The following is an 8,187-nucleotide window of genomic DNA, read 5'->3' on the forward strand; positions in this document are numbered from 1 at the left end:
GATCTGCGCGACGCGGTGCTGCGCCGCCGCGGCGCCGCCTGGGGCCGGGTGCTGGCCGCGGCGCTGGGCCGGCGCCTGGCTGACGACGCCGGCCCGCGCCCCGATCTCGGCCGGCTGATGGCGGCACAATGGCAGGGCGCCGTACTCTGGTGGGGCTTCGAACGCGGCCGATCGCTGCCGGAGGCGGTGGCCGCGGAGTTGGAGGCGTTCTGCCGGACCGTCACCACTCCAGCCGATCAGAACCCCGCCCGGTCACGGCTACGCGGATCCTCGACTCGGCGCGACTCGTAGATCTCGCCCAGCCGGGCCGTGCGGCGCCAGGGCCGGGCCTTTTCCAGAGCGATATCGAAAGCCGGATCGGACCGGTCGAACGTGCCGAAGACGAGGTCGGCTTCCCCATTCCGGCCGCCTTCGGCCAGCACGGCGCCGCTCGGCCCGATCATGCCGGCGGGAAGATCCCGGCTGCACTGCGCCGGGTTCGCGAGCCCGATCCACAGGGAGGTCGCCGCCGCATGGCCGCGCGCCAGGACGCCGAAAACGGGATCGCGGGAGTAGGTGGACACCAGCACGGCATCGACGCCCAGCGCCTCGTATTCGGCGAAGAGCTCGGGGAACACGATCTCGATGCACACGGCACAGCCGAAGGTAAAGCCGTCCACCGCGAAGGTCAGCGGCCCCTGGCCGGGCGAGAACCAGCCGGTGATCTCGGTGTGCGAGCAGCGCCGCTTGTCGTAGCGCCCGGCCAGCGCCCCAGTGTCGGAAATGACATAGAGGCTGTTGTGCGGCCGGTGCGGCGCGGTTAGCGGATGGGCGCTGCCCAGCACCACCCACAGGCCCAGGCTGCCGGCCAGGGCCGCCGTCTCCTCCAGTTCCTCGCGCAGCGCCGGCCAGTCGACCTCATCCCAGCACATCACCTCGGACTTGGCGTAGCCGGAGGCGGCGCCTTCCGGGAACTGGACCAGCCGGGCCCCACCCGCCGCGGCACGGCGCATCAGGCCGCGGATCTCCCGGCCATTGGCGCGTATATCGCAGTCGATCCGGCTCTGGGCGATGGCGATGCGGAGCGGGCCGGCCATGTCACACCCCCTCGCCGTCGGTGACCCGGCTGGCCAGCAGCTCGCCCGAGCGCTCCAGCACCGGATAGGCCGCGGCGGCGACGATATGGCCGTTGACCCGCTTCATGTCGCGCAGCAGGTCGAGATGCAGGGCGCTGGTCTCCGCCGTGTCGCGGCGGCCGGTGCGCAGCCGGTCGAAATGCGACTGGGTGGCCGCCGCCTCGAGGTCGCGGAACGTCACCTTCTCGTCGACCAGCAGGCGCGCGGCGCGGCGGTCGTCGGTCATGAACAGCGAGGCAGCGGTGCGCAGGTTGGTGACCAGCCGGTCCATCATCCCCAGCAACTCGGCCTCGCCCTCCTTCGAGAATACCAGCCCGCGCTTCAGCCGCTTGGCGCAATGCGGCAGCAGGTTGCCATCGATCACATCGCCCGCCTGCTCCATGTTCATGGCGAAGTTCAGGATCTCGCCCAGCCGGCGGTGGTCGGCGTCGCTGAGCGATTCGGGATCCAGCGAGGTCAGGTAGGTCTTGATCGCGGTGTTGAGATGGTCGAGCACGTCGTCCATCCGCTTGGTCTCGGCGATCATCTTGCGGTCGCCCTTGTGCAGCGCGTCGCGGGCGCCGTGCAGCATCGTCTCCAGCACATCGGCCAGGCGCATCGCCTCGCGCGCGGCGCCGCCCAGCGCCACGATCGGCGTCTCCCGCGCCGCGGCGTCGAGATAGAGCGGCCGCGACGGGTCCGCCGGGTCGATCCGGCGCGGCAGCAGGTGCTGCAGCAGCTTCGAATAGGGTGTCAGCAGCGGCAGGAAGATGACCGCCAGCACCAGGTTGAACAGGGTGTGGAAATCGGCCACGGCGCGGGCATTGTCGGGCTCGACCGTCACCATCAGCGGCCCGAGCCAGCGCAGCAGGGCCAGCGCCACGATCACCCCGAGCAGCCGGTTGGCGAGGTTGCCGATCGGCAGCCGCTTGGCGGCGGGGTCGTCGCTGGACACACCTTCGATCACCGGGTTGATCGCGGTGCCGAGATTGGCGCCCAGCACCAGGGCGAAGGCGGCCTCCGGCGGCACCACGCCGTTGGCGGCCAGCGACATCACCAGCAGCACCACGGCGACGCTGGAATGCACCGCCCAGGTGAAGGCGGCGGCCAGCAGCACGTCGAGGACCGGCTCGGTCGAGATGGCGCCGAGCAGCAGGCGCAGGCTGGGCGCGTCCTCATAGGGCGTCATCAGCGTCAGCAGCTGGTGCAGCGCCATCAGCATCAGCCCGAGCCCGATGAACACCCGGCCGAGATCATGCGTCGGCGTGCTGGAATCACGCCGGAACAGCAGGAAGCCGACCAGGATCAGCGCCGGCGCCGCGGCCGCCACGTCGAAGGACAGCACCTGCACGATCAGCGTGGTGCCGACATTGGCGCCCAGCATCACCGCCAGCGCCGGCACCAGGTCGACCAGCCCGCCGGCGGCGAAGCCCGCCACCATCAGCCCGGTGGCCGTGCTGCTCTGCAGCACCGCGGTGACGCCGATGCCGGCGAAAAAGGACCGGAACCGGTTCTTCAAGGCGCTGCCCAGGATCGAGCGCAGCTTGGGTCCGAAGGTGCGCTGGATCCCGGTCTGCACCATATGCGTGCCCCACAGCAGCAGGGCGATGGAACCGGCCAGATCGATCAGGGTAACGGGAAAGCTCATCCTGGGGCCTCGAAAGGCGATCGCCTCCGCTCTTGTCTTCACATAGGCTTTGGGTCGGACGGGCCGGGTGCTCGGAACGGCGGGAACAGCGCGATGGTTCCTGATTTGCCCGGGCCGATCAAGGCCGGGCGACGGCGGAGGATAGGATGCCGGGCAAGACCAAGGCCGTCCGGGTGCAGCACGGCGCCCTGCCCTATCGGGTGAGGCCGGACGGTGCACTCGAGATCCTACTGGTCACCTCGCGCGGGACGCGGCGCTGGATCATCCCGAAAGGCTGGCCGATCAAGGGGCTGAAGCCGTCGAAATCGGCGGCGCGCGAGGCTTATGAGGAGGCCGGGGTGCGCGGCGCCATCGGGACCAAGCCGATCGGCAGCTTCGTCTACGACAAGTGGATCGAGGAGGGCGTCAGCGTGCCCTGCGAGGTCGGCGTCTTCCCGCTGAAGGTCGAGCGGCAGCACAAGACCTGGCCCGAGGCGCATGAGCGCGAGACCCGATGGTGCGACCCCGAGGAGGCGCTGGACCTGCTGGACGATCGTGGGCTGCGGGATGTGGTCGCCGGATTCGTCGGGCGATTGCAGGCGCGCAAGGCGGCGGAGTGAGGGACACCCGGCCCGGATTTTGACGCCGCACCGCTTTGGTGGCAGGGTCCGCGCTTCCGCAACCGGACGCCCCTACCATGGCCCAGACCCAGACGCCCCTGCCCGACACCCTCGACGAGATCCGCGCCCTGCTGCGCCACCTGCCCGGGCCGGATCTCGAGGCCGGCACGGCAGTGCGCGAGCGCGACCGGCAGCTGACCAAGCCGCCCGGGTCGCTGGGCCGGCTGGAGGATCTGGCGGAGTGGATGGCGGTGTGGCAGGGCAGGCACCCGCCGCAGCTCCGCCGCCCCCGCGTCGCGGTGTTCGCCGGCAATCACGGCGTCGCCGTGGCCCAGGGCGTCTCCGCCTACCCGGTGGCGGTGACGGCGCAGATGGTGAAGAACTTCGTCGCCGGTGGCGCCGCGGTGAACCAGCTGGCCCAAGTCGCCGACAGCGACCTGCGGGTCTATGAGCTGGACCTGGAGCACCCGACTGCCGACTTCACCATCGCCCCGGCGATGACCGAGACCGAATGCGTCCGTGCCATGGCCTACGGCATGATGGCGGTGGAGCCGGGCCTGGACCTGCTGTGCCTGGGTGAGATGGGGATCGGCAACACCACCGCCGGCGCGGCGCTGGCGACGGCGCTGTTCGGCGGTGAGGCGGCCGACTGGGTCGGCCCCGGCACCGGTGTCGACGCCGCCGGGATCCGGCACAAGGCAGAGGTGGTGGCCAAGGGCGTCGCCGCCCACCGGGCCGCGCTGACCGATCCGCTGGAGGTGCTGCGCCATCTCGGCGGGCTGGAGCTGGCGGCGATCGCCGGCGCCGTGCTGGCGGCGCGGATGGCGCGCATCCCGGTGCTGCTGGACGGCTACACCTGCACCGCCGCCGCCGCGGTGCTCTGGGCCGCCGACCGGCACGCCCTGGACCATTGCCAGATCGCCCATGTCTCGGCCGAGCCGGGGCATCGCCGGCTGCTGGACAAGCTGGGCCGCACGGCGCTGCTGGACCTCGGCATGCGGCTCGGCGAGGGCTCCGGCGCGGCCCTGGCGATCGGCCTGGTCCGCGGCGCCCTGGCCTGCCACGAGGGCATGGCCACCTTCGCCCAGGCTGGGGTCAGCGACAAGGATTGAGACCGCGCCGCGCGGCCGGTGAGGATCAGAACAGGCCCGTTGCCGCTTCCGCTTGCCAGACCTTTTCAAAACAGCAGCCCTTCCCTTTGCCGTCATTCCCGCGAAAGCGGGAATCTCTTTCCAGTCAGAGCGTTACGAGATCCCCGCTTCCGCGGGGATGACGGATTTTGGGGATTCTGAAAGGGTCTCGCTCGCGGGAGAGGCAACGCAATAGCCAAGCCTGGCTCTTGCCTGCATGGACTCGTCCCAGCCGGCGCCGGTAAGGTGCCCGCGGCGCGCACCAGGTGAGGTCCGTCTTTTGAGCACCGACCGCGTGACCCGCAGGCTTGCCGCGATCCTGGCGATCGACATGGTCGGCTATTCCCGCCATGTCGAGGCCGACGAGGCCGGCACTCTCGCCCGGCACAAGAGCCATCGGCGCGAGCTGATCGAGCCGGCGCTGCACGGCCATGGCGGCCGCGTGGTCAAGACCACCGGCGACGGCATGCTGGTCGAGTTCGGCAGCGTCGTCGACGCGCTGGACGCCGCGGTGCGGATCCAGCGCGCGGTCGCCGAGGCCGAGGCCGGGCAGCCACGCCGCATCCAGTATCGCGCCGGGATCAACCTGGGCGACATCGTCATCGACGGCGACGACATCCTGGGCGACGGCGTCAACATCGCCGCCCGCCTCGAGGGCATGGCCGAGCCGGGCGGCATCTCGGTCACCGCCAGCGTGTTCGACCAAGTGATCGGCAAGCTGGACCTGGCCTTCGACGACCTCGGCCAGCAGCAGCTCAAGAACATCCAGAAGCCGGTGCGGGTGTACCGGGTGCGGCTGGAACTGGCGGGCGGCGCCGAGGTCGCACCGGGCTCGGCCGGCATCCCGGCCAAGCCATCGATCGCCGTGCTGGCGTTCCAGGACATGAGCGCGGAYCGCGACCAGGAATACTTCGCCGACGGCATCGCCGAGGACATCATCACCGGGCTGTCGCGGCACCACGGCTTCCTGGTGATCGCCCGCAACTCGTCCTTCACCTACAAGGGCGGCCCGGTCGACGTGAAGCAGGTGGCGGGCGAGCTGGGCGTCCGCTACGTGCTGGAGGGCAGCGTGCGCAAGGGCGGCAGCCGCATGCGCATCACCGCCCAGCTGATTGATGCCGCCACAGGTGCGCACGTCTGGGCCGAGCGCTACGACCGCGAGATGGACGACATCTTCGCGGTGCAGGACGAGATCACCGACAGCATCGTCGGCGTGGTGGCGCCGGAGCTGATCGGCGCCGAGATGCGCCGCGCCCGGCGGCTGGACCCGGCCGGCATGGACGCCTGGGACTGCGTCATGCGCGCCGGCTGGCACGCTTGGCGCCTGACGCCGGAGGACGGCGCCCAGGCCCGCACCTTCGCCGCCCAGGCGATGGCGCTGGACCCTGGACTGGCCCGCGCCCGGGTGATCCATGCCATGTGCGACGTCTGGGACGTGCTGTTCGGGCGCAGCGCCGACCCCGGCCGGTCGCTGATGGCGGCCGATGCGATGGCGCGCCAGGCGGTCGACCTGGACCCGCGCGACGCCGAGGCGCAGACCGTGCTGGGCATGGTCGCCCTGTTCCTGCGCCGCTTCGACGAGGCCGAGCGCCGGCTGGACACGGCGCTGGCGATCAACCCCAACCTGGCCTTCGCCCACATGCTCGGCGGCGGCCACTATGCCCTGTCGGGCCAGGCGGAGCAGGCGCGCGAGATGCTGGGCACCGCGCTGCGGCTGAGCCCTCGCGACCCGGCCAACCACTGGTGCCACGCCTTCCTGGGCCTGGCCGCCTTCGCAGAAGGCGACGACGAGGCCACGGCGGAAGAGGCGCGCCGGGCGATCCATCTGTACCCGGCCTTTCCGGTGGCGCACCGGCTTCTGGCCGCCGCCCTGTCGGCGCTGGGCCGGGCGGACGAGGCGAAGGCGGCGCTGGCCGGCCTGCTGGCGATGGCGCCGGGCGCCACCATCGCCAACACCCGCGCCGGTGTGCCGTGGAAGCAGGCCGGGGTGATGGAGCGCTATCTCGACGCCCTGCGCCGGGCGGGACTGCCGGACTAGGGTCTGGACCCAAGGAGGAACCGAGCATGGCGAGAACGGCGAGTTGCGCCTGCGGCGGGCTGCGCGTGATCTGCGCGGCCGAGCCAATCCTGGTGTCGGTGTGCCACTGCCTGGCCTGTCAGAGGCGAACCGGCAGCCCCTATGGCGCCACCGCCGTGTTCCGGCGCGACGACGTTGGGGTGGAGGGGCCGAGTCGGAGCTATGAGCGCCCGTCCGACAGCGGCTTCCCGGTGAGCTTCCGGTTCTGCCCGACCTGCGGCTCGACTGTGGTCTGGGAGCCGCGCCGCAAACCGGATGTCGTGGCCGTGGCCGTCGGCGCCTTCGCCGATCCGGGCTTCCCGGCGCCGACCCAGGCGATTTTTGCCGAGCACCGCCATCCCTGGGTCGGGGAGCTCGGTTAAGAGGCCGTCCGCCCTAGAGTCCACAACTCCTAGTCGCGCGACAGGGCCACGACGGGATCGAGGCGCGAGGCGTTGCGGGCCGGCAGGTAGCCGAAGACGACGCCGATCAAGGTCGAGCACAGGAAGGCGGCGACGATCGAGCCGGGGGAGTAGATCAGCCCGATCACCGGGACGACGGCCCCGACCACCGCGCCCAGTCCGAGGGCCACGGCGATGCCGAGCACGCCGCCGATCAGGCACACCAGCACGGCCTCGATCAGGAACTGCTGCAGGATGTCGCCCTGGCGGGCGCCCACCGCCATGCGGACGCCGATCTCCGACACCCGCTCCGACACCGACACCAGCATGATATTCATCACCCCGATGCCGCCGACCATCAGCGAGATCACGGCGATGCCCGCGATCAGCAGCGACAGCAGTTGGGTCGCACCGCTGATGGTCCGGCGGATGTCGTCGGTGTTGAGGATGAAGAAGTCTTTGCCACCGTGCCGCTGGGTCAGGAACCGGGTCACCGCCGCCTCGGCCAGGTCGGTGCTGACGTCGTCGGCGACGCGAACGGTGATGCTGCGCAGCGAGGTGTTGCCCATGAAGCGGGCCTGGACCGTGGTGTAAGGCAGGTACAGCGACAGGTTCTGGCTACCGCCGAAGCCGCCCTGCTGGGTCTCGACCACGCCGACCACCCGGCCCGGCACCTTGCCGACCAGCAGGATCTGGCCGAGCGGGTCCTCGCCTGGATCCGGGAACATGGTCTTGGCCGTCTCCTCGTCGATCACCACGTCCTGCGACAGCGACCGCGCGCCGTCGGGGTCGAACAGCCGGCCACGCAGCAGCCTGGTGCCGCGCACGGTGAAGTACTGGGCGCCGACGCCGTTGACCAGGGCGCTGGATTCGCGCGCGCCGTAGCGAACCGTGCTGGTGGTCGACACCGTCGGCGTCACCCCGGCGACATAGGGCTGGCGCGTCAACTGGTCGGCATCGGCCACCACCAGCGTCGTAACCTTGGCCGAGCGGACATCGCCGAAATCCTTGCCGGCGAAGACCTCCAGCGTGTTGGTGCCGAGGTTGGAGATCTCGGCCAGCACCCGCTGCTGCGTGCCTTGGCCCAGCGCCACCATGCAGACCACCGAGGCGATGCCGATGATGATGCCCAGCATGGTCAGCACCGTGCGCAACCGGTGCGCGTTCATCGCCAGCAGCGCCATGCGGAAGGCTTCGCGCAGCCGGTTCAGGAAGGCCAGCCATGGCCGCAGCGGCGCGCCCTGCGGCCGCAGCCGGGC

The 8,187-nt window shown here is 70.9% G+C and carries 8 protein-coding genes; 5 read left to right on the top strand and 3 right to left on the bottom strand.

All coding sequences use genetic code 11. From position 1 onward, the window contains the following. The coding region (locus tag AB4Z01_RS35245) for a hypothetical protein (RefSeq protein WP_441701382.1) at window positions 1-291 on the top strand (291 nt) is incomplete at its 5' end. Here the strand turns inward: AB4Z01_RS35245 and AB4Z01_RS35250 are convergent. Together AB4Z01_RS35250 and AB4Z01_RS35255 are read right to left on the bottom strand one after the other, a co-directional pair. Further along, entirely contained in the window at window positions 237-1,076 is an 840-nt protein-coding gene (locus AB4Z01_RS35250; RefSeq protein WP_441701384.1) for a carbon-nitrogen hydrolase family protein, read from the bottom strand. The genes AB4Z01_RS35245 and AB4Z01_RS35250 overlap by 55 nt on opposite strands. A 1-nt stretch (window position 1,077) precedes the next feature. Next, the gene (locus AB4Z01_RS35255; RefSeq protein ID WP_441701386.1) at window positions 1,078-2,742 is read right to left on the bottom strand and encodes a Na/Pi cotransporter family protein; all 1,665 of its coding nucleotides are present in this window, start codon (window positions 2,740-2,742) and stop codon (window positions 1,078-1,080) included. A 146-nt stretch (window positions 2,743-2,888) separates the two neighbouring features. Between AB4Z01_RS35255 and AB4Z01_RS35260 the strand changes: the two genes are divergently transcribed. The 4 genes from AB4Z01_RS35260 to AB4Z01_RS35275 all read left to right on the top strand — a co-directional run bounded on the left by AB4Z01_RS35260 (window position 2,889) and on the right by AB4Z01_RS35275 (window position 6,910). Beyond that, a complete protein-coding gene (locus tag AB4Z01_RS35260) occupies window positions 2,889-3,341 on the top strand; it encodes an NUDIX hydrolase (RefSeq protein ID WP_441701387.1) in 453 nt (150 codons plus the stop codon). Between the two features lie 77 nt (window positions 3,342-3,418). Then, entirely contained in the window at window positions 3,419-4,453 is a 1,035-nt protein-coding gene (gene cobT, locus AB4Z01_RS35265; RefSeq protein ID WP_441701389.1) for a nicotinate-nucleotide--dimethylbenzimidazole phosphoribosyltransferase, read from the top strand. Between the two features lie 313 nt (window positions 4,454-4,766). Beyond that, a complete protein-coding gene (locus AB4Z01_RS35270; RefSeq protein WP_441701391.1) occupies window positions 4,767-6,509 on the top strand; it encodes an adenylate/guanylate cyclase domain-containing protein in 1,743 nt (580 codons plus the stop codon). Between the two features lie 26 nt (window positions 6,510-6,535). After that, complete coding sequence (locus AB4Z01_RS35275) at window positions 6,536-6,910, top strand: GFA family protein (protein WP_441701393.1); 375 nt, start codon at window positions 6,536-6,538, stop codon at window positions 6,908-6,910. A gap of 29 nt (window positions 6,911-6,939) precedes the next feature. On the opposite strand, the gene AB4Z01_RS35280 is transcribed toward AB4Z01_RS35275, so the two are convergent. After that, a partial coding sequence (locus tag AB4Z01_RS35280) for an ABC transporter permease (RefSeq protein WP_441701395.1) occupies window positions 6,940-8,187 on the bottom strand: 1,248 nt, incomplete at its 5' end.

The sequence above is a fragment of the Inquilinus sp. YAF38 genome (genome assembly GCF_052113205.1).
GTDB lineage: Bacteria > Pseudomonadota > Alphaproteobacteria > DSM-16000 > Inquilinaceae > Inquilinus.